The following is a 20661-nucleotide window of genomic DNA, read 5'->3' on the forward strand; positions in this document are numbered from 1 at the left end:
GAAATTCGACGAGCAGCGTCATGACGTGTGCGCCGTCCGGGACAGAGGGCGGTTTCGCCTCCTGGATGACGGTCACGGCGGTCTTCCAGGCTTCGCCACGTCGGACGACGAGGCGGCGTCCCCGCGGGACACGAAGAACACGGCCCCGGCGTCCCCGTGACCCCCAGGGGGCTCCGCCCCTGGACCACGGGCCCACGCCCCACCACGCGTCCCCTCTCCGTCAAGGGTGAACCCCACCCTCACCGGCCCGGGGACCGGGGCGGCCGAGGTCGGTTGCCACAGCCGTTACGCTGGGAGGCGTGGCAGTCGTCGATGTATCCGAAGAGCTCAAGTCCCTCTCCTCGACCATGGAGTCGATCGAGGCCGTCCTGGACCTCGACAGGATGAGGGCAGACATCGCCGTGCTCGAGGAGCAGGCGGCCGCGCCGTCCCTCTGGGACAACCCGGACGAGGCGCAGAAGATCACCAGCAAGCTCTCCCATCTCCAGGCCGAGGTCAGGAAGGCGGAGGCGCTGCGCGGGCGGATCGACGACCTCTCGGTGTTGTTCGAGATGGCCGAGGAGGAGAACGATCCGGACACCCGCTCCGAGGCGGAGTCCGAGCTCGCTGCCGTCCGCAAGGCCCTCGACGAGATGGAGGTGCGGACGCTTCTCAGCGGTGAGTACGACTCCCGGGAAGCGCTCGTGAACATCCGCGCCGAGGCCGGTGGCGTCGACGCGGCCGACTTCGCCGAGCGCCTCCAGCGGATGTACCTGCGCTGGGCCGAGCAGCACGGCTACAAGACCGAGATCTACGAGACCTCGTACGCGGAGGAGGCGGGCATCAAGTCCACGACCTTCGCGGTGCAGGTGCCGTACGCCTACGGCACCCTCTCCGTCGAGCAGGGCACGCACCGCCTGGTGCGCATCTCGCCGTTCGACAACCAGGGACGCCGCCAGACCTCCTTCGCCGGGGTCGAGGTGCTGCCCGTGGTCGAGCAGACCGACCACATCGAGATCGACGAGACCGAGCTGCGGGTGGACGTCTACCGGTCCTCCGGGCCCGGCGGCCAGGGCGTGAACACCACCGACTCCGCGGTGCGCCTCACCCACCTCCCCACCGGCATCGTCGTCTCCTGCCAGAACGAGCGCTCGCAGATCCAGAACAAGGCCACCGCCATGAACGTCCTCCAGGCCAAGCTGCTGGAGCGGCGCCGCCAGGAGGAGCAGGCCAAGATGGACGCCCTCAAGGGTGACGGCGGCAACTCCTGGGGCAACCAGATGCGTTCGTACGTCCTGCACCCCTACCAGATGGTCAAGGACCTGCGCACCGAGCACGAAGTCGGCAACCCGGAGGCCGTGTTCAACGGCGAGATCGACGGCTTCCTGGAGGCCGGAATTCGCTGGCGCAAGCAGCAGGAGAAGTAAGAGAGCGTTTTGTCGACAAGGCAACTGCCGCCCATTCGGCGGCAGTTGCCTTTTCCATGCCTGGATGTCTGGGTTTTACATCACACTCACTCACTTCAACGCACGGCAAAGAACCCGTACCTGGACATCGCGTACGCAACGGCCTTGACGTTGCTTTGAAAAATGGGAAGGGTGAAGCGTGGCATGCGTATCTCCGGGGCGCATGTGAACCGGGGGGCTTCACTGCATCAGCTACTCCCGTCGATCACGGCCCCGAGCGCCGCCTCAATGACGATGAGCTACTGGGGGTAGCAAACACATGACCAACAAGACGCGCGTCCGCATCGCGCGGATCGCCGCCGGCGCAGTGATCGCGGCCGGCGCCTCGCTGACCGCCGCGGGTGCCGCTTCCGCCACCGAGGCCGAGGACTGCTTCGTCGGCATCCTGTGCGACGAGCGCTCGCCGAGTCCGGACCCGGAGCCGACCATCCCGTCTCCGACCGAGGAGCCCCCGACCGGTCTGCCCACCCCGACCGAGGAGCCTCCGACCGAGGAGCCCCCGACGGAGGAGCCCCCGACGGAGGAGCCCCCGACGGAGGAGCCTCCGACCGAGGAGCCTCCGACCGACGACCCGTCGGAGGAGCCCTCGGACGACGAGACCAGCGCCCCCGGCACCGGTGACGGCGACAACACCGACCCTGACGGCGGCACCTCCCCGCAGGACGAGGGCTCCTCGTCCCTGACGGACACCGGCTCGGAGATCCCGGCGGCCGACACCTCCGCCCAGGGCGGCGGCGACGAGCTCGCCGAGACGGGTGCCGCGCAGACCACGTTCCTGCTGATCGGCGCCGCGACGATGATCGCCGGCGGTATCGGCTTCCGTGTGCTGCCGCGCCTGGTGGGCGGCCGTGGCGGAGCCGCTGCCTGACGGTGGCCGAGCGTGATCCCGAAGGGCCCGGAGCAATCGCTCCGGGCCCTTCGGCGTTTTCCCCGCGGTCCTACGCGCTCTGGTGCGCGAGAAGCGCCACCGCCGCGATCAGCACCACCAGCAGGGCGATCAAAGTCATGGGGTTGAGGGCCGCGAAGGGGTTCTCCTGCTGCAGCCGCTCGCGGTTGGCCCGGCACACGGGGCAGCGGCCCTCGTTCACGGGCGCGGCACAGTTCGCGCACACCAGTCGGTCGTACGTCATGTGCTCGCCTCCTCGCACCGGTACCGGTTCGTGCTTACAACGCCCGGGGGAACGCAAACGTTCCCCCTCCACTGTGCCAGGTTCCTCCGGAAAGGGCGCGGGCGCTCTCAGAAAGGTGTAGTGGACAAAAGTGCACAAGTATTGCACAACCACCACCTGTGCCTGCGCTTGCGTACCCGCGTCGCGTATGGTCACGCACATCTACCCCCGGCGACCCGTGGTGCATCCGTGATCCGATTCGACAACGTGTCCAAGGTCTACCCCAAGCAGACCCGCCCCGCCCTCAGGGATGTCTCCCTTGAGGTGGAAAAGGGTGAGTTCATCTTCCTTGTGGGGTCCTCAGGCTCCGGAAAGTCCACCTTCCTGCGGCTGATCCTCCGCGAGGAGCGGTGCAGCCACGGTCAGGTGCACGTCCTGGGCAAGGACCTCGCGCGCCTCTCCAACTGGAAGGTGCCGCAGATGCGGCGCCAGTTGGGGACGGTCTTCCAGGACTTCCGGCTGCTGCCGAACAAGACCGTCGGTGAGAACGTCGCGTTCGCGCAGGAGGTCATCGGCAAGTCGCGCGGCGAGATCCGCAAGTCCGTGCCCCAGGTGCTCGAACTGGTCGGGCTCGGCGGCAAGGAGGACCGGATGCCGGGCGAGCTGTCCGGCGGTGAGCAGCAGCGCGTCGCCATCGCGCGGGCCTTCGTCAACCGGCCCAAGCTGCTGATCGCCGACGAGCCCACCGGCAACCTCGACCCGCAGACCTCCGTCGGCATCATGAAGCTGCTCGACCGCATCAACCGGACGGGCACGACCGTGGTGATGGCCACGCACGACCAGAACATCGTGGACCAGATGCGCAAGCGCGTCATCGAGCTGGAGAAGGGCCGCCTCGTCCGCGACCAGGCCCGCGGCGTCTACGGCTACCAGCACTGAGACAGCAGCGAGATCCACGGAAAGGCTTGAAGCAGACGCCATGCGCGCCCAGTTCGTTCTGTCGGAGATCGGTGTAGGTCTCCGCCGCAATCTGACGATGACCTTCGCGGTCGTCGTCTCGGTCGCCCTGTCCCTGGCCCTGTTCGGCGGTTCGCTGCTGATGAGCGACCAGGTGAACACCATGAAGGGCTACTGGTACGACAAGGTCAACGTCTCGATCTTCCTCTGCAACAAGAGCGACGCCGAGTCCGACCCCAACTGCGCCAAGGGCGCGGTCACGGGGGAGCAGAAGGAGCAGATCCTCACCGACCTCAAAAAGATGTCGGTCGTCGACAGCGTGACGACCGAGTCGCAGGACCAGGCGTACAAGCTTTACAAGGAGCAGTTCGGCGACTCCCCGCTGGCCAGCTCCCTCACGCCGGACCAGATGCAGGAGTCGTACCGCATCAAGCTGAAGGACCCGGAGAAGTACCAGGTCATCGCGACTGCCTTCAACGGGCGGGACGGCGTGCAGTCCGTCCAGGACCAAAAGGGCATTCTCGACAATCTCTTTGCGCTGCTGGAGGGCATGAACTGGGCCGCGCGGGCGGTGATGGCCCTCATGCTGGTCGTCGCGCTGATGCTGATCGTCAACACCGTGCGCGTCTCGGCGTTCAGCCGGCGGCGTGAGACCGGCATCATGCGCCTGGTCGGTGCCTCCGGCTTCTACATCCAGGCGCCGTTCATCATGGAGGCCGCGGTCGCCGGACTCATCGGCGGCACCCTCGCGTGCGGCTTCCTGATGCTGGGGCGGTACTTCATCATCGACAACGGCCTGGCCCTGTCCGAGAAGCTGAACCTGATCAACTTCATCGGGTGGGACGCCGTTCTCACGAAGCTGCCGCTCATCCTCGCGACGAGCCTCCTGATGCCTGCCTTGGCGGCGTTCTTCGCGTTGCGCAAGTACCTGAAGGTGTGACACATGCCAAGAGGGCCGTGCGGTCAACCGACCGTACGGCCCTTCGCGTTGTCCTAGACTCACCGGCATGTCAGGTCGTGACCTGTTCTGTCAGCCCCGCCGCTTCGGCCGCGGGGCCGCCCTGACCTTGGTGTTCGCGAGCGTGCTCGTCGCCGGCGCCGCGACCGGCTCGCTGCCGGGGGACGAGCCCGGTGCCGCATCCGGTACGACGCCCTCCGCGGCCCCCGTCGGCAGTCAGCAGGAGGTCGCCCGCGCCGCCGCCGAGGCCATGGCCGAGGGCAAGTCCCCCATCGAGGCCGCCGAACGCGCGGTGAGCCGAAGCGGCAACCGCTGGGACGCCGTCTACTCCCGGGGCGAGTACGAGGAGTTCCAGGAGGCCCTCGACGGCGAGTACACCGGCGTCGGCCTGTCCGCCCGCCGCGAGCGGGGCGGGCGGATCGAGGTGACGGAGGTCGCCACCGGCTCCCCCGCAGCCGAGGCCGGGATCCGCGCCGGGGACCGGCTGCGCAGCGTCGACGGGCGCGAGGTCGACGGGCGCCCGGTCACCGAGGTGGTCTCCCTGCTGCGCGGCGACGCCACCGACGCGGACGCCGGTACGACCGTCCGCCTCGGGGTGGAGCGCGGCACGCGCGCGTGGACCGAGACGCTGCGCCGGGCCCGGCTGTCCACCGACTCCGTGACCGTCCGCACGCTCCCCGACGGCGCCACCGTCATCAGGATCGCCGCCTTCACCAAGGGCTCCGGAGAGGTGGTCCGCGAAGCCGTACGGCACGCCCCGGCCGCCTCCGGGGTCGTCCTCGACCTGCGCGCCAACAGCGGTGGCCTGGTCACGGAAGCCGTCACCGCCGCCTCCGCCTTCCTCGACGGCGGCCTGGTCGCCACCTACGACGTCGACGGCGAGCAGCTCGCCCTGCACGCCGAGCCCGGCGGCGACTCCGCCAGACCCGTGGTCGCGCTCGTCGACGGCGGCACGATGAGCGCGGCCGAGCTGCTCACCGGCGCCCTCCAGGACCGCGGCCGCGCGGTCGTCGTGGGCTCGCGCACCTTCGGCAAGGGCTCGGTCCAGATGCCGAGCCGGCTGCCCGACGGCTCCGTCGCCGAGCTGACCGTCGGCCACTACCGCACCCCCTCCGGCCGTGGCGTCGACGGCCGCGGCATCACCCCCGACCTGGAGGCCGGCGAACGCGCCCTCCAGCGGGCGCGGACCGTCCTCGCCGGACTCGGCCGGTAGCGCCGCCTCGATAATCGGCTTCCCTCACACCCCCTTCGTAGTGCGAAAATGGTCGGCACTATGGCTAAGGAAAAAGGGCGCAAGCTGATCGCGCAGAACAAGAAGGCGCGGCACGACTACCACATCCTGGACACCTACGAGGCCGGCCTGGTCCTCACGGGCACCGAGGTGAAGTCACTGCGCCAGGGCCGGGCCTCGCTGGTCGACGGCTTCGTCCAGATGGACGAGCACGAGGCGTGGCTGTACAACGTGCACGTGCCGGAGTACAGCCAGGGCACCTGGACCAACCACAGCGCCCGGCGCAAGCGCAAGTTGCTCCTGCACCGCGAGGAGATCGACAAGCTGGCGTCCAAGGCGGGAGAGACGGGTCACACCATCGTGCCGCTCGCCCTGTACTTCAAGGACGGCCGGGCCAAGGTGGAGATCGCGCTGGCCAGGGGCAAGAAGGAGTACGACAAGCGGCAGACGCTGCGGGAGAAGCAGGACCGCCGCGAGGCCGACCGCGCCATGTCGGCGGTGCGGCGCCGACAGCGGGCCTGAGCGGGGAATGCCCCGGCGCCGGGTCGCGTTGAACGAGGTACGGCGGCGGAGTGACCGCCGGGAATACGGTGGCATCGGCGGAGGGTGATCCCGTACGATGGCATCTGCACCCCACAGCGGGTGCGGCGTTTGAAAAAACCACATGGGGATGATCGGTTTCGACAGCGGCTGTCGAAGCAGGGGAAGCGTGTCGAGGAAGCGGCCATGATCTCGTAAACCACAGGCCGAAAACAATAATCGCCGATACCAAGCGCGATTCCTTCGCCCTCGCTGCCTAAGTAGCGACTTGCGAAGTGTCAGCCCGGGGCTGTTCCCGACCCGGATCCTGGCATCAGCTAGGGGACTAAACCTTGATCCCGGTCACGGGGTGAAGAGGGAAACCAAACAGTGACTGAGCCCGTCGGAGACTTGTCCGCGTGATCTCCGGGGCCGAGAAAAGCGCAGCGGACTGCACACGGAGAAGCCCTGATTCCGCACCGTTGGACGCGGGTTCGATTCCCGCCATCTCCACAATCTCCATGCGACGAGAGCCCGGTGGTGTTCAACCACCGGGCTCTCGTCGTTTTTGTGGGGTCCGACTCCATATCGAGGGGTCGTTCACGGTTCTACGGTCCCTCCCCATGACACAGACCAGAGCCGCACAGCCTCGCATCGCCGTCCTGGTGACCCTGCTGGTCGCGCTGATCGCCGCCGTCCTCACGCCGGGACGGGCGGTGGCCGCGTCGCTTCAGGAGGTCACCGGGTTCGGTAGCAATCCCGGGGCGCTGAAGATGTACCGGTACGTGCCCGACGGGCTGCCCGCCGGGCGCCCCGTCGTCGTCGCGTTGCACGGCTGCACGCAGAACGCCTCCGGCTACGGCACCGGCAGCGGCTGGATGCAACTCGCCGACCGCTGGGGCTTCTCCGTCGTGCTGCCGCAGCAGCAGAGCGCCAACAACCTCTCCTCCTGCTTCAACTGGTTCGAGACGGGCGACATCGCGCGCGGCCAGGGCGAGGCCGCGTCCCTCGCGCAGATGGTGGACCGGCAGCTCGCCGACGTCTCCGGCGACCGGGGGCGGGTGTATGTCACCGGGTTGTCCGCGGGCGGTGCGATGACCGCCGTGCTCATGGCTGCCTACCCGGAGAAGTTCGCCGCGGGCGGTGTCGTCGCGGGCCTGCCGTACGGGTGCGCGCAGGCCGCCGGTTCACCGTACGTGTGCATGTACGTCGGTGCCACGCAGACCCCGAAGCAGTGGGGCGACCGGGTACGGGCCGCGCGGCCCGGACACACCGGGCCCTGGCCGGTCCTCACCGTGCTGCAGGGCACGGCCGACTACACCGTCAAGCCCGTCAACATGACCGATCTGGTCGAGCAGTGGACGAACGTGCACGGCACCGACCAGACGGCCGACGTGTCCGACTCGGTCGCCGGGTATCCGCACCAGGTCTTCCGGGACGCGGGCGGTCGCGCGGTCGTCGAGACGTACGCACTCACGGGGATGGGGCACGGGCAGCCCGTCGACCCGGGCAGCGGCAGCACGCAGTGCGGTGCCGCGGGGGCGTACATGCTCGACGTGAACCTGTGCGCCGCCTACCGGCTGGGGCTCGCCTGGGGACTGGGCTGAGGCACACCGTCCGCCCCTCCCGAGCCGCGAGCGACGCGGGGCAGGAGGGTGATGACCAGGGCGAGGGCGGCGGCGGTGACCGGTATGCCGAAGCCGGTGGCCGCCGACGCCCGCTCCACCGTCCACCCGCCGAGCGCGCTGCCGCCCGCGATGCCGCCGAGCAGGGCGGTCACGGCGAGGGTCATGCCCTCGTTGAGGCGGTCGGCGGGGGTGCGCTGCTGGACGAGCGCCATGCCCGTGACCATTGTCGGCGCGGTCGCCATCCCGGCGATGAGGAGGGCTGGGGCGAGCGCGAGGAGGGAGGAGGTGACGGTGGCGGCCAGCAGGGGGAGGGTCAGCAGGACGGCCATCGCGGCCGTGCACCAGGGCAGGCGGCGGTCGGCCGGCGCCTTGAGCCTCAGCGTGCCGAAGAGCAGCCCTGCCGCGCAGGAGCCCGCCGCCTGGAGGCCGAGCAGGACGCCCGCCGCCGTGTGCCGGCCCTGCGCGTCCGCGAACGCGATCGTCACCACCTCCGTCGCGCCGAACACCGCGCCCGTGGCCAGGAAGGCCGCGAGCAGCGCGGGCACACCGGGGGAGCGCAGCGGTGAGGGGGCCTTCGTGCGCGGTGCCACGGGCGGTTCCGTGGCGCGCTGGGCGGTGAACAGGAGCATGCCGGTCAGCAGCAGGACACCCCCGGTCAGCGTGCCCGCCTCCGGGAAGAACGTCCCGCAGAGGAAGGCCGCGAGCACCGGGCCCAGCATGAAGCACAGCTCGTCGGCGGCCTGTTCGAAGGAGTTGGCGGTGTGCAGGGCGTCGGGGTCGCCCTCCAGGAGGTGGGCCCAGCGGGCGCGGGACATGCCGCCGACGTTGGGGGTGGTGGCGGTGGCGGCGTAGGCGGCGAAGAGGGTCCAGTCCGGGGCGTCGTGATGCACGCAGAGCAGCAGGGCCAGGCTGCCCAGGGCCGCCGTGAGGGTGGCGGGGACGGCGACACGGGCCTGGCCGTGCCGGTCGACCAGGCGGGCGACCCAGGGGGCGACCAGCGCGGTCGCGGCGAGCCCGGTCGCGGTGACGGCGCCGGCGAGGGCGTACGATCCGCGGGTACCGGCGATCATCACGACCGCGCTCACGCTGAACATGCCCATCGGCAGCCGGGCGACGAGGTTGCCCAGCGTGAAGGCGCGGGTGCCCGGGTGGGCGAACAGGCGGCGGTAGGGGCCCGGTCGGCGGGCGGACGTCGGTCGCGGCATGGGGCAACCGTCACCCGTGGACGATCAAGGGGTCCAACACCTTCTCCGTCCCGATTCACGCACTCCTGTTGTAAGTTCCGGCCATGTCCGCACCCGCCCATCTCGACCCCCGCCTCCTGCGCGCCTTCGTCACGGTCGCCGAGGAGCTGCACTTCACCCGCGCCGCGGCCCGGCTGTACGTCGCCCAGCAGGCGCTGAGCCGGGATGTGCGGCGGCTGGAGCGGGAGCTGGGCGCCGAGCTGTTCGTCCGGACGACCCGGCAGGTGACGCTGACGGCGGACGGGGAGCGGCTGGTGCCGCACGCACGCCGGGTGCTCGCGGCCCAGGAGGCGCTGCTCGCGGCCTTCGGGCAGGCCAGGCCGCTGCTCGTCGACCTGAACTCCCCCGGCCTCGGCACCCCGCGCCGGGTGCTGCACCGGGCCCGCGAACTCGCCCCGGAGCACGAGCTGATGGCCCGCTACGAGAGTGGGCTGACCGGAGCCGCGGGCGAGTTGCTGGCGGGGCGGATCGACGTGTCGTTCGGGCGGTTCGCGGGACTGGACCCGTCGCTGCGCAGGCAGTTGGAGCACCGGATCGTCCGGTACGAACCGATGGCGGTCCTGCTGCCGGAGGACCATCGGCTGGCGTCGCTGGCTCAGGTGCCGTTGGCCGCGCTGGCGGGGGAGACCGTGTACGCCGGGGCCGGGAATCCGCGGACGCCGGAGTGGACCGATCTCGCGCGGCGGCTGTTCGAGGGCCGGGGTATCGAGGTCGCGGCACCCGTGCCGCTGGCGGTGGGGGACGAGGAGTTCCAGCGGGTGATGGCCCGGACCCGGTGTCCGGTGCTCGCCGTGGTGGACTTCCCGGCCATGCCGGGAGCGGTGCGGCGGCCGTTGGTGGACCCCGTGCCCCTGTCGCCGGTGTCGCTGGTGTGGCGCAAGGGGCTGGCGCATCCGGCGCTGGAGGCGCTGTGGCGGGCGGCTGCCGAGGCCGGTCGGGAGGACGGGTGGCTGCGGGTGCCGGACGGGGCGTGGCTGCCCGCGGCGGACCGACCGGCCAGCGGGGACTGAGGCGGGGGCGGCTCCGTCGGCTCGCGCCGCTGTGGCGGACTGCCACCCGCGTTGCGCGGGTGCACCGGCTGATCGGGGGACTTTCGGTGAGTAGGCGGCGGGTGCCACCTGCCGCCGGGCACGCCGATGCCGGGGCATCCGTACACGAACGGACCTTACGGCGCGACGCCGGGCGGGGCGGCGCAGAGGCCTGCCCCGTAGGCCCCACCCCACTGGCAGCCCACGCGTGGCTGACCCGTCGGCGACCTCTCACCCCACCCCCGCCCGGGGTGAGAGCAAAGTTCCCTTCCGGTCACCCACCGCCACAGACCGGAAACGAGCCCTCCCTACCTTCGGGACTCAGCCACTCAGCGCGGCACCACCGAGCCCGGAGCACCGTGGAGGCGTCATGACAGCCCCGAGTACAGCCCCCGCACCCAGCAGCGGGGGAGGCCGCTGGATAGAGGACTGGGATCCCGAGGACGAGACCTTCTGGCAGGAGACGGGGGAGCGGGTCGCCCGCCGGAACCTGCTCTTCTCCGTGCTCTGCGAGCACATCGGGTTCTCCGTCTGGACCATGTGGTCGGTGATGGTGCTGTTCATGGGCCCGGAATACGGCCTCACCCCGGCCGACAAGTTCGTCCTGGTCTCGATGGCCACGCTGGTCGGCGCCGTCGTCCGCGTCCCCTACACCTTCGCCGTCGCGGTCTTCGGCGGCCGGAACTGGACGATCGTCTCGGCCGGCCTCCTCCTCGTCCCCACCGTCGCAGCGTTCCTCGTCATGGAGCCGGGGACCTCGTACACCACCTTCCTGGTCTGCGCGATGCTCGCCGGGGTGGGCGGCGGCAACTTCGCCTCCTCGATGACCAACATCAACGCCTTCTTCCCGCTGCGGAAGAAGGGCTGGGCGCTCGGTCTGAACGCCGGCGGCGGCAACATCGGGGTGCCGGTGGTGCAGCTCGTCGGGCTGGCCGTGATCGGCGCGAGCGGCGGGCCGCGGCTGCTGCTCGGGATCTACATCCCGCTGATCGTCGTCGCCGCGGTGCTCGCCGCGCTGTACATGGACAACATCGCGTCGCTGCGCAACGACTCCGGCGCCGCCAAGGAAGCCGTACGGGCCGGTCACACCTGGATCATGTCCTTCCTCTACATCGGCACCTTCGGCTCGTTCATCGGCTACAGCTTCGCCTTCGGCCTGGTGCTCCAGACCCAGTTCGGCCGTACGCCGCTGCAGGCCGCCTACGTCACCTTCATCGGCCCGCTGCTCGGCTCGCTCATCCGGCCGGTGGGCGGCGCGCTCGCCGACCGGTACGGCGGCGCCAGGATCACGCTGTGGAACTACGTCGGCATGGCCGCCGCCACCGCCGTGGTCGTCCTGGCGAGCATGCGGGAGTCGCTGCCGCTGTTCACGACCGCGTTCATCGCGCTCTTCGTCCTGAGCGGGCTCGGCAACGGGTCGACATACAAGATGATCCCCGGCATCTTCCGGAACAAGGCCCTCGCCATGGGGCTCGAAGGGGAGGAGGCCGCGGCCTACGGACGGCGGCTGTCCGGGGCGTCCATGGGGCTCATCGGCGCGGTGGGCGCGCTCGGCGGGCTCGGGATCAACCTGGCGTTCCGGCAGTCGTTCCTCAGCGTGGGCACCGGCACCGGCGCCTTCGTCGCCTTCCTGGTCTTCTACGGTCTCTGCTTCGTGGTCACCTGGGCCGTATACCTTCGTCGTCCGGACGCGCAGGCTCCGCCCACCCGGGCGGCCACGGAGACGAAGCCGCAGCTCAGCTATGCCGAGGTGTGACGTAACACCGCCGACATCGCGCCGAACCGGGCCTGTCACGCGCCGTTGACAGGCTCGTTCGGCATCCAGGGGCGGACGACATGCGGGTGGGAACGAGCCGAGTGCGGGACGAGACTGAGTGATGCACGAGCGACAGCAGGGACCTGAACAACCGGAGCGAGGCGCGGAGCACGGGCCCCTCGCCGGATTCACCGTGGGCGTGACGGCCGCGCGCCGGGCCGACGAGCTGGGGGCGCTGCTCCAGCGGCGCGGCGCGGCCGTACTGCACGCGCCGGCCCTGCGGATCGTGCCGCTCGCCGACGACAGTGAGCTGCTGACCGCCACCAAGGGCCTTCTGGACCGGGTGCCGGACGTGGTCGTGGCCACGACCGCCATCGGCTTCCGGGGCTGGGTCGAGGCCGCCGACGGCTGGGGGCTCGGGGAGACGCTCCTCGACCGGCTGCGCGGCGTGGAACTCCTCGCCCGCGGGCCGAAGGTGAAGGGCGCGATCCGGGCGGCGGGGCTGACCGAGGACTGGTCGCCCTCCTCGGAGTCCATGGCCGAGGTGCTCGACCGGCTGCTGGAGGAGGGCGTCGACGGGCGGCGCATCGCCGTGCAGCTGCACGGTGAGCCGTTGCCCGGGTTCGTGGAGTCGCTGCGGGCGGGCGGCGCCGAGGTGGTCGGCGTGCCCGTCTACCGGTGGATGCCGCCGGAGGACCTCACGCCTGTGGACCGGCTGCTGGACGCGACGGTGGCGCGCGGCGTCGACGCGCTGACCTTCACCAGCGCGCCCGCCGCCGCGTCCCTGCTGTCCCGCGCCGAGGAGCGGGGGCTGCTCGCGGAGCTGCTCGCCGCCCTCCACCACGACGTGCTGCCCGCCTGCGTGGGCCCGGTCACCGCGCTGCCGTTGCAGGCCCGTGGCATCGGAACCGTCCAGCCCGAACGTTTCCGGCTCGGCCCGCTCGTCCAGCTCCTGTGCAAGGAACTGCCCACCCGGGCCCGCTCGTTGCCCGTCGCCGGGCACCGGGTGGAGATCCGGGGCCACGCGGTCCTGGTGGACGGCGACCTCAAACCCGTGCCGCCGGCCGGTATGTCGTTGCTGCGCGCCCTGTCCCGCCGCCCCGGCTGGGTGGTCGCCCGCTCCGAGCTGCTGCGGGCACTGCCCGGGGCGGGCCGGGACGAGCACGCCGTGGAGACGGCGATGGCCCGTCTGCGGACGGCCTTGGGGGCGCCGAAGCTGATCCAGACCGTGGTCAAGCGGGGTTACCGGCTCGCCCTGGACCCGGCGGCCGACGCCAAGTACGCCGACGAATGACGGTCGTGCCGGGCAGCGGGCGTCCAGAAGGAACCGGCCCCCAGGGGTACCGATCGCCGGAGCGGGCAGGCACATTGTGAGGTCTGCGGTTCGGCGGCGCGTCCGGAAGGGGCGCGGGAACGCGCGACCGGCCACGACGGCGCCGCAGACGAACGACGGCAGGTGGCAACGGACGGCGGAGCGCTTAGGCGGTGAGGCGCACATGGCACTGGGAATGGCCACGGCCCCCTACGAGTTGCGGTTCGGCGCCGGACGGATCTGCCTCGATCTGCTGGCGACCGCGCACCCCGTCGAACGGCTCTGCTCCGCGGCGGCGCTGCACGCCTGGATCACCGGGTCCGGACTCGTCCCGCCGGGCACCGTGGCGGCCCGGGCCGACACCTCCTGGCTCGGCGCGTTCCATGAACTTCGCCGCGATGTGGATCAGTTGGTCCGCGCCACCCTGTCCCCCGAGCCCCGGCCCTTCGACCTCCCGCTCGCCCATGTCAACGCCGTCGCCCGCACCGCGCCCCCCGCGCCGTGCGCCCGGCGCGGTCAGGACGGCACGCTCGTGCGGGAGCTGGACGGTCCGCCGGAGTGTGCCGCGCTGCTCGGCGCGATCGCCAGGGACGCCGTGGAACTGCTCACCGACCCCGTCGCCCGGGCGGGCATGCGGCAGTGCGCGGGGGACAACTGCCCGATCGTCTACCTCGACTCCTCCCGGGGGCGGCGCAGGCGCTGGTGCTCCAGTGAGGTGTGCGGGAACCGCGAGCGGGTGGCCCGGCACCGCCGGCGTGCGGCGGTGTCCCGAGCCTGACGGCCCGTTATGCGGCTTGCGCGTACCCGGCCTTCCCGGCCGACGAAGTGATTTCGACAACACGGCGTTTCAGACTTCGGTGCCGGTTTCCGGTGCGGCCGACCTGTCGATGTGGTGGAAATGTAAAGGCGAGGCGGGGGGAATGTGCCCCCATGTCCCCTCACGTCACGTCGCCCCGAAGAAAACTGTCCCTTCGCTTTGAACACTCAACGCCCCCTGTCCGTACCCCGTGTCGAGCGACCGACTGGGGGAACCCCCGGACACCGGAGGTGGGCGTGCGCAAGGATGCGGCCGTGGCCAATGAACGTGGATCGAGGGCCCGACATCGCATGTCCTCGCAGCCCTCGGAACCTGATGAGGAGCTGATGCGTGCCCTGTACCGGGAGCACGCTGGACCTCTGCTCGCGTATGTCCTCAGGCTGGTCGCCGGAGATCGGCAGCGCGCCGAGGACGTCGTGCAGGAAACGCTCATCCGTGCCTGGAAGAACGCCGGTCAGCTCAATCGGGCGACCGGTTCGGTACGCCCCTGGCTGGTGACGGTCGCGCGCCGCATCGTCATCGACGGCCACCGCAGCCGGCAGGCCCGGCCGCAGGAGGTCGACCCGTCGCCGCTGGAGGTCATCCCCGCGGAGGACGAGATCGACAAGGCGCTGTGGCTGATGACGCTGTCTGACGCGCTCGACGACCTGACCCCTGCCCACCGGGAGGTGCTCGTCGAGACGTATTTCAAGGGGCGTACCGTCAATGAGGCGGCGGAGACCCTGGGCATACCGAGTGGCACCGTGCGCTCCCGGGTGTTCTACGCCCTGCGGTCGATGAAGCTGGCGCTGGAGGAGCGGGGGGTGACGGCGTGATGAACACCTACGGGGGATACGGAGCGGGGGGTCCGGGTATGTCTGGCCCCATGCAGGGATCAACGGGCCCGAACGAACACGAGACCGTCGGGGCCTACGCCCTCGGAATCCTGGACGACACCGAAGCAACCGCTTTCGAGGTCCACCTCGCCGGTTGCGAGTGGTGCGCCCAGCAACTCGACGAACTCGCCGGGATGGAACCGATGCTGGCCGCGCTCGCCGACCTGCCCGGCACCGGCACGCCCTCGATCGGCGAGTCGCTGTCCGCCCGGCCGAGCCCACGGCTGGCGGAGAAGCTGGTCGACGAGGTCGCCGAACGCCGCGCCCAGAAGCGCCGGCGCAGCATGTACATGGTCGCGGCCGCGGCGGCGCTGATCGTCGGTGGCCCGCTGGTCTCCGTCGCGGCGACCGGCGGCGAGGACTCCAGCGGCGGCAACCGCACGGTGCAGGCGGTCAGTCCGGCCCAGCAGGCCTTCAAGGGCATGCCCGACCGGGTCACGGCGACCGACCCCAAGACGCAGGTCAGCGGCACGGTGGCGATGCAGGAGAAGGCCTGGGGCACCGACGCGGTCCTGGAGCTCAAGAACGTCAAGGGCCCCGAGAAGTGCTCGCTGATCGCCGTGGGCAAGAACGGCGAGCGGGAGACGCTCAGCAACTGGTCCGTCCCGGACTGGGGCTACGGCCTGCCGAACGCCACCACGGAGCAGGCCAAGAACCCGCTCTACATCCAGGGCGGCGCCGCCTTCGCCCCGAACGAGATCGACCACTTCGAGGTCATGACGTTCGACGGCGATCTGCTGGTGGAGATCGGCGCGTAGCGCGGTACGACGACTGCTGCGAAGCGGTACGACCCGAGCCCCGGGGCCGTCTGGTGACGGACCCGGGGCTCACACGTAGCCTTCAGGGGTCCCCTTCGCGTACGGTGGACGGCTGCCCAGCACGTCAGAAGGGGGCCCGGTGGCCGCTCAGGCTCAACAGGAAGCCGCGCTCGACCCCGCCCAGGACTCCGTACGCGACCGAGAGATCGGCGCGGAGCAGGAGCACCTGGACCGGGTGTACCGCCGCCTGGAGGAGAAGATCCACGAGGCGGAGTTCCTCATGCACGACGCCGCCCAGCGCGGCCACGTCGGCACCCCCGGCGCGCTCGCCGAGCGCGACGCCCAGGTATTCCGGGCAGGCGTCCACCTGAGCCGGCTGAACAACGAGTTCGAGGACTTCCTCTTCGGCCGCATCGACCTGCTGCGAGGCAAGGACGGCAAGAAGGGCCCGGACGGCGCCTACACCGCCGTGGAGCCCGCCGAGGGCGCCGTGCGGCCGGACAACACGGCCGACATCGCCGAGACCCTGCATATCGGCCGCATCGGCGTCCTGGACGAGGACTACGCCCCGCTGGTCATCGACTGGCGGGCGCCCGCGGCCGCGCCCTTCTACCGCTCCACGCCGGTCGACCCCGGCCGGGTGGTGCGCCGCCGGGTCATCCGCTCCAAGGGCCGCCGTGTCCTCGGCGTCGAGGACGACCTGATGCGTCCGGAGCTGAAGGCGTCCCTCGACGGCCACGAGCTGCCCGTCATCGGCGACGGCGCCCTGATGGCCGCCCTCGGCCAGGCCCGCAGCCACACCATGCGGGACATCGTCGCCTCCATCCAGGCCGAGCAGGACCTGGTCATCCGCGCCCCCGCCGCTTCTGTGACCTACGTCGAGGGCGGCCCCGGCACCGGCAAGACCGCCGTCGCCCTGCACCGGGCGGCCTACCTGCTCTACCAGGACCGGCGCCGGTACGCCGGCGGCATCCTGATCGTCTCGCCGACGCCGCTGCTGGTCGCGTACACCGAAGGCGTGCTGCCCTCCCTCGGCGAGGAGGGCCAGGTCGCGATCCGGGCGATCGGCTCGCTCGTCGACGGCGCCGAGGCCGCGCTGTACGACTCCCCGTCCGTGGCCCGCGCCAAGGGCTCCTCCCGCATGCTCAAGGTGCTGCGGAAGGCCGCCCGCGCCACGCTGGAGCTGAACGATTCACCACAGCGCCTGCGCGTCGTGGCCTTCGGCCGCCGCCTCGAACTGGAAGCCGGTGAGCTGGAGCGGATCCGGCGCGCCGCGCTGGGCGGCACGGCCCCGGTCAACCTGCTGCGCCCGCGCGCCCGCAAGCTGCTGCTGGACGCCCTGTGGGAGCGGTCCGGCGCCGCCGGCCGGCACTCGGACCCCGAGCTGGCCGCCGAACTGCGGTCGTCGTTCGACGAGGACATCACCACCGAGGACGACTTCCTCACGTTCCTCGACGCCTGGTGGCCGGAGCTGACCCCGCGCGCGGTCCTCTCGGCCATGGCAGACGAGCGGCGCCTGGGCCGCTGGGCCCGGCGGATCCTGAACCCCGGGGAGGTGCGCAAGGTCGCCCGGTCGCTCAGACGCGACGGCTTCTCCGTGCACGACATCGCCATGCTCGACGAGCTCCAGGCGATCCTCGGCGCCCCCGCCCGCCCGAGGAAGCGGCGCGAACTCGACCCGCTGGACCATCTCACCGGCCTGGAGGAGCTCATGCCGGTGCGGGAGGAGTCGCAGTGGGAGCGGGCCGAGCGGCTGGCGCAGGAGCGCACGGAGTACGCCCACGTCATCGTCGACGAGGCCCAGGACCTCACGCCGATGCAGTGGCGCATGGTCGGCCGTCGCGGCCGGCACGCCACCTGGACGGTCGTCGGCGACCCGGCCCAGTCCTCCTGGTCCGACCCGGACGAGGCGGCCGAGGCCCGCGACGAGGCTCTCGGCACCCGCCCGCGCCGCCGCTTCGAGCTCACGGTCAACTACCGCAACCCTGCTGAGATCGCCGGGCTGGCCGCCAAGGTGCTGGCCCTGGCCATGCCCGGCTCCGAGTCCCCGAGGGCCGTGCGCTCCACGGGGGTGGAGCCGCGTTTCGCCGTCGTCGGCGCGTCCCTGGGCCAGAGCGTGCGCGAGGAGGCGGCCCGGCTGCTGGACCGCGTCGACGGCACGATCGGCGTCGTCGTGGCCATGAACCGGCGCGAGGAGGCCCGCCGCTGGCTGACCGGGCTCGGCGACCGGGTGGTGGCGCTCGGCAGCCTGGAGGCCAAGGGCCTGGAGTACGACGCGACCGTCGTCGTCTCGCCTGCGGAGATCGCCGACGAGTCGCCGGCCGGGCTGCGTGTGCTGTACGTCGCACTCACCCGGGCGACCCAGCAGCTCACGATCGTCTCGGGGGAGCGGGACGAGCCCGACGCGGCCGGGGTGCCGGATCTGCTGAGGGACTGAACCGGATCAACCGGCGGGACGGGAATGGCCGTACGGGATCCGTTTGTTAGCCTTGGCAGTGACACCGGCCCGATCCAAGCCCCCGGGCCCAACCTTCGTCGCTACGAGCGACCACTTGCCGCGAGGCGAGCATGGCGGGTCGGTGTCGCTGAGCGGTGGGAGGCCCACGTCCGACGTGACGTGGGCCTCTTCTCATGTCTGATCGTCTCTCGTATGGTGGAAGAAGCTTTCCGAAGTAGCCCTGTCCGTCGGCGAGCCGGGCTGTTCGCTTGTGAACTAAATGAGCGCAACCCAGGGCGGCTACCGCGTACTCGGCGGTAGGTGCGACGATCGGACGGCAAATCGGCGACACGGTGAAAGCAGAGGAAGTCGGCCATGGCAACGGCGCCCAGCGTCTCCTACTCGATGACCATCCGGTTGGAGGTGCCCGCGAGCGGAACGGCCGTCTCGCAGCTCACCACCGCCGTGGAGTCCTCCGGAGGCTCGGTGACCGGCCTCGACGTCACCGCGTCCGGACACGAGAAACTCCGCATCGACGTCACGATCGCGGCCTCCTCCACGGCGCACGCCGACCAGATCGTCCAGCAGCTGCGTGGCATCGAGGGCGTCACGCTGGGCAAGGTCTCGGACCGTACGTTCCTGATGCACCTCGGTGGCAAGATCGAGATGCAGTCCAAGCACCCCATCCGCAACCGTGACGACCTCTCGATGGTCTACACGCCGGGTGTGGCCCGCGTCTGCATGGCCATCGCCGAGAACCCCGAGGACGCCCGCCGCCTCACCATCAAGCGCAACTCCGTCGCGGTCGTGACGGACGGCAGCGCCGTGCTGGGCCTGGGCAACATCGGCCCGAAGGCCGCGCTGCCCGTCATGGAGGGCAAGGCGGCCCTCTTCAAGCGGTTCGCCGGCATCGACGCCTGGCCGCTGTGCCTGGACACCCAGGACACCGACGCGATCGTCGAGATCGTCAAGGCGATCGCCCCGGGCTTCGCCGGTATCAACCTGGAGGACATCTCCGCCCCCCGCTGCTTCGAGATCGAGGCACGCCTGCGCGAGGCCCTCGACATCCCCGTCTTCCACGACGACCAGCACGGGACGGCGATCGTGGTGCTCGCCGCGCTGACCAACGCGCTGCGCGTCACCGGCAAGGCGATCGAGAACATCCGTGTCGTCATGTCCGGCGCCGGCGCGGCCGGCACGGCGATCCTGAAGCTGCTCATCGCCGCCGGCGTCAAGCACGCCGTCGTCGCCGACATCCACGGTGTCGTGCACGCCGACCGCAAGGACCTGGTCGAGGCCGCCCCGGACTCGCCGCTGCGCTGGATCGCCGACAACACCAACCCCGAGGGCATCACGGGCACCCTGAAGGAGGCCGTGCGCGGCGCGGACGTCTTCATCGGTGTCTCCGCCCCGAACGTGCTCGACGGCCACGACGTGGCCGCCATGGCCGACGACGCGATCGTGTTCGCGCTCGCGAATCCCGACCCCGAGGTCGACCCGGCAATCGCCCGTCAGACCGCGGCAGTTGTGGCCACCGGCCGCTCCGACTTCCCGAACCAGATCAACAACGTGCTGGTCTTCCCCGGCGTCTTCCGCGGCCTGCTGGACGCGCAGTCCCGCACCGTCAACACGGAGATGATGATCGCGGCCGCGAAGGCGCTGGCGGACGTCGTCACCGAGGACGAGCTCAACCCGAACTACATCATCCCGAGCGTGTTCAACGACAAGGTCGCGGGCGCGGTCGCGGGTGCGGTGCGGGAGGCCGCGAAGGCGGTCGGGGCGGCCCCGGCCGACTCGTCCGCGCTCTGACCCCGGCGCTCGTCGCTCCGGCCCCGACGCCGGGCTGTGAGGATCACCACGGCCGGCCCGCGGACCGGCGCGTCGCGGGACGTCGTGACCCTGGCCGCCCTCTAGGGTGGGCGGCTAGGGCCTGTCCGGAGGCCGGGTCCGCGGGACCGGCCCCTGGTCAGTGGCGCTTTTCGTGTGACTCCCAAGGGTGTTCTCACGACTCCTGCGGGTGCCGGATTGGCATTCCCGCCGCAGGTGGGGGCAGGATGCGTCCCTGGGCGCGAGCGTCTGACGACGGACCCGGGTCCGGGGCCGTCCGAGGACCCTGGCAGCATCGGCTTCGCTGTGCCCGATATGCGGCTCCGCCGCGTGGCACGCCTCAATGGCAAGAAGAACACGGGAGTAACAACATGAACCGCAGTGAGCTGGTGGCCGCGCTGGCCGACCGCGCCGAGGTGACCCGCAAGGACGCCGACGCCGTGCTGGCCGCGTTCGCCGACGTCGTCGGCGAGATCGTCTCCAAGGGCGACGAGAAGGTCACCATCCCCGGCTTCCTGACCTTCGAGCGCACCCACCGTGCCGCTCGTACCGCGCGCAACCCGCAGACCGGTGACCCGATCCAGATCCCGGCCGGTTACAGCGTGAAGGTCTCCGCGGGCTCCAAGCTCAAGGAAGCCGCGAAGGGCAAGTAAGCGCGCAGACGCCGCGCCGGATCAGCGCCGCGGGGCGGCCGCGGGTCTGTTGTGGCCTGTCGCGTAGTTCCCCGCGTCCCTTGAGGGCGTGGCAGCACAACGCCGAT

General features: G+C 70.9%; 18 protein-coding genes and 1 other RNA gene. 17 read left to right on the top strand and 2 right to left on the bottom strand.

Annotation, left to right across the window (positions count from 1 at the left end; genetic code table 11):
• Positions 1–299 precede the first annotated feature (299 nt).
• Together prfB and AB0O67_RS25015 are read left to right on the top strand one after the other, a co-directional pair.
• Positions 300–1406 (top strand): peptide chain release factor 2, encoded by a 1107-nt coding sequence (gene prfB / locus AB0O67_RS25010; RefSeq protein ID WP_365454000.1) that lies wholly within the window; start codon positions 300–302, stop codon positions 1404–1406.
• Between the two features lie 298 nt (positions 1407–1704).
• The gene (locus AB0O67_RS25015) at positions 1705–2313 is read left to right on the top strand and encodes an LPXTG cell wall anchor domain-containing protein (protein WP_365454003.1); all 609 of its coding nucleotides are present in this window, start codon (positions 1705–1707) and stop codon (positions 2311–2313) included.
• Between the two features lie 70 nt (positions 2314–2383).
• Here AB0O67_RS25015 and AB0O67_RS25020 read toward each other — a convergent pair whose 3' ends face one another.
• Positions 2384–2575 carry a hypothetical protein gene (locus AB0O67_RS25020; protein WP_365454006.1) on the bottom strand — a complete coding sequence of 64 codons (192 nt, stop codon included), beginning with the start codon at positions 2573–2575 and terminating at the stop codon, positions 2384–2386.
• Between the two features lie 228 nt (positions 2576–2803).
• On the opposite strand from AB0O67_RS25020, the gene ftsE reads away from it, so the two are divergent.
• The 6 genes from ftsE (at position 2804) to AB0O67_RS25050 (ending at position 7826) form a co-directional block, all read left to right on the top strand.
• Entirely contained in the window at positions 2804–3493 is a 690-nt protein-coding gene (ftsE, locus tag AB0O67_RS25025; protein ID WP_365454009.1) for a cell division ATP-binding protein FtsE, read from the top strand.
• A 40-nt stretch (positions 3494–3533) separates the two neighbouring features.
• Complete coding sequence (gene ftsX / locus AB0O67_RS25030; protein ID WP_365454012.1) at positions 3534–4451, top strand: permease-like cell division protein FtsX; 918 nt, start codon at positions 3534–3536, stop codon at positions 4449–4451.
• Between the two features lie 67 nt (positions 4452–4518).
• Positions 4519–5682 (top strand): S41 family peptidase, encoded by a 1164-nt coding sequence (locus AB0O67_RS25035; protein ID WP_365454015.1) that lies wholly within the window; start codon positions 4519–4521, stop codon positions 5680–5682.
• A 60-nt stretch (positions 5683–5742) separates the two neighbouring features.
• On the top strand, positions 5743–6222 hold the full coding sequence (gene smpB, locus AB0O67_RS25040) for an SsrA-binding protein SmpB (RefSeq protein WP_365454018.1): 480 nt from the start codon (positions 5743–5745) through the stop codon (positions 6220–6222).
• 144 nt (positions 6223–6366) lie between these two features.
• Positions 6367–6735: a transfer-messenger RNA gene (ssrA, locus tag AB0O67_RS25045) on the top strand.
• Between the two features lie 107 nt (positions 6736–6842).
• On the top strand, positions 6843–7826 hold the full coding sequence (locus AB0O67_RS25050; RefSeq protein ID WP_365454021.1) for a PHB depolymerase family esterase: 984 nt from the start codon (positions 6843–6845) through the stop codon (positions 7824–7826).
• On the opposite strand, the gene AB0O67_RS25055 is transcribed toward AB0O67_RS25050, so the two are convergent.
• Positions 7793–9052: an MFS transporter gene (locus AB0O67_RS25055; protein WP_365454024.1), complete on the bottom strand. Its 1260-nt coding sequence runs from the start codon at positions 9050–9052 to the stop codon at positions 7793–7795. The genes AB0O67_RS25050 and AB0O67_RS25055 overlap by 34 nt on opposite strands.
• Before the next feature lie 83 nt (positions 9053–9135).
• On the opposite strand from AB0O67_RS25055, the gene AB0O67_RS25060 reads away from it, so the two are divergent.
• The 9 genes from AB0O67_RS25060 to AB0O67_RS25100 all read left to right on the top strand — a co-directional run bounded on the left by AB0O67_RS25060 (position 9136) and on the right by AB0O67_RS25100 (position 20554).
• Positions 9136–10101: a LysR family transcriptional regulator gene (locus AB0O67_RS25060; protein ID WP_365454027.1), complete on the top strand. Its 966-nt coding sequence runs from the start codon at positions 9136–9138 to the stop codon at positions 10099–10101.
• A 388-nt stretch (positions 10102–10489) separates the two neighbouring features.
• Positions 10490–11875 carry a nitrate/nitrite transporter gene (locus AB0O67_RS25065; RefSeq protein ID WP_365454030.1) on the top strand — a complete coding sequence of 462 codons (1386 nt, stop codon included), beginning with the start codon at positions 10490–10492 and terminating at the stop codon, positions 11873–11875.
• A gap of 121 nt (positions 11876–11996) precedes the next feature.
• Positions 11997–13169 carry a uroporphyrinogen-III synthase gene (locus AB0O67_RS25070; RefSeq protein WP_365454033.1) on the top strand — a complete coding sequence of 391 codons (1173 nt, stop codon included), beginning with the start codon at positions 11997–11999 and terminating at the stop codon, positions 13167–13169.
• Positions 13170–13371: 202 nt separating this feature from the next.
• Positions 13372–13965, top strand: coding sequence for a CGNR zinc finger domain-containing protein (locus tag AB0O67_RS25075; RefSeq protein ID WP_365454036.1), 594 nt, complete (start codon positions 13372–13374; stop codon positions 13963–13965).
• A gap of 269 nt (positions 13966–14234) precedes the next feature.
• Entirely contained in the window at positions 14235–14819 is a 585-nt protein-coding gene (locus AB0O67_RS25080; protein WP_030167252.1) for a sigma-70 family RNA polymerase sigma factor, read from the top strand.
• Between the two features lie 50 nt (positions 14820–14869).
• Positions 14870–15637 carry a zf-HC2 domain-containing protein gene (locus AB0O67_RS25085; RefSeq protein ID WP_365454040.1) on the top strand — a complete coding sequence of 256 codons (768 nt, stop codon included), beginning with the start codon at positions 14870–14872 and terminating at the stop codon, positions 15635–15637.
• Positions 15638–15776: 139 nt separating this feature from the next.
• Positions 15777–18074, top strand: a complete 2298-nt coding sequence (locus tag AB0O67_RS25090; RefSeq protein WP_365454044.1) for a UvrD-helicase domain-containing protein — start codon at positions 15777–15779, stop codon at positions 18072–18074.
• 375 nt (positions 18075–18449) lie between these two features.
• Positions 18450–19883 (top strand): NAD-dependent malic enzyme, encoded by a 1434-nt coding sequence (locus tag AB0O67_RS25095; RefSeq protein WP_365454047.1) that lies wholly within the window; start codon positions 18450–18452, stop codon positions 19881–19883.
• A 389-nt stretch (positions 19884–20272) separates the two neighbouring features.
• Complete coding sequence (locus AB0O67_RS25100; RefSeq protein WP_365454050.1) at positions 20273–20554, top strand: HU family DNA-binding protein; 282 nt, start codon at positions 20273–20275, stop codon at positions 20552–20554.
• Positions 20555–20661 lie beyond the last annotated feature (107 nt).

This window comes from Streptomyces sp. NPDC086077 (genome assembly GCF_040686175.1).
Taxonomy (GTDB): Bacteria; Actinomycetota; Actinomycetes; order Streptomycetales; family Streptomycetaceae; genus Streptomyces.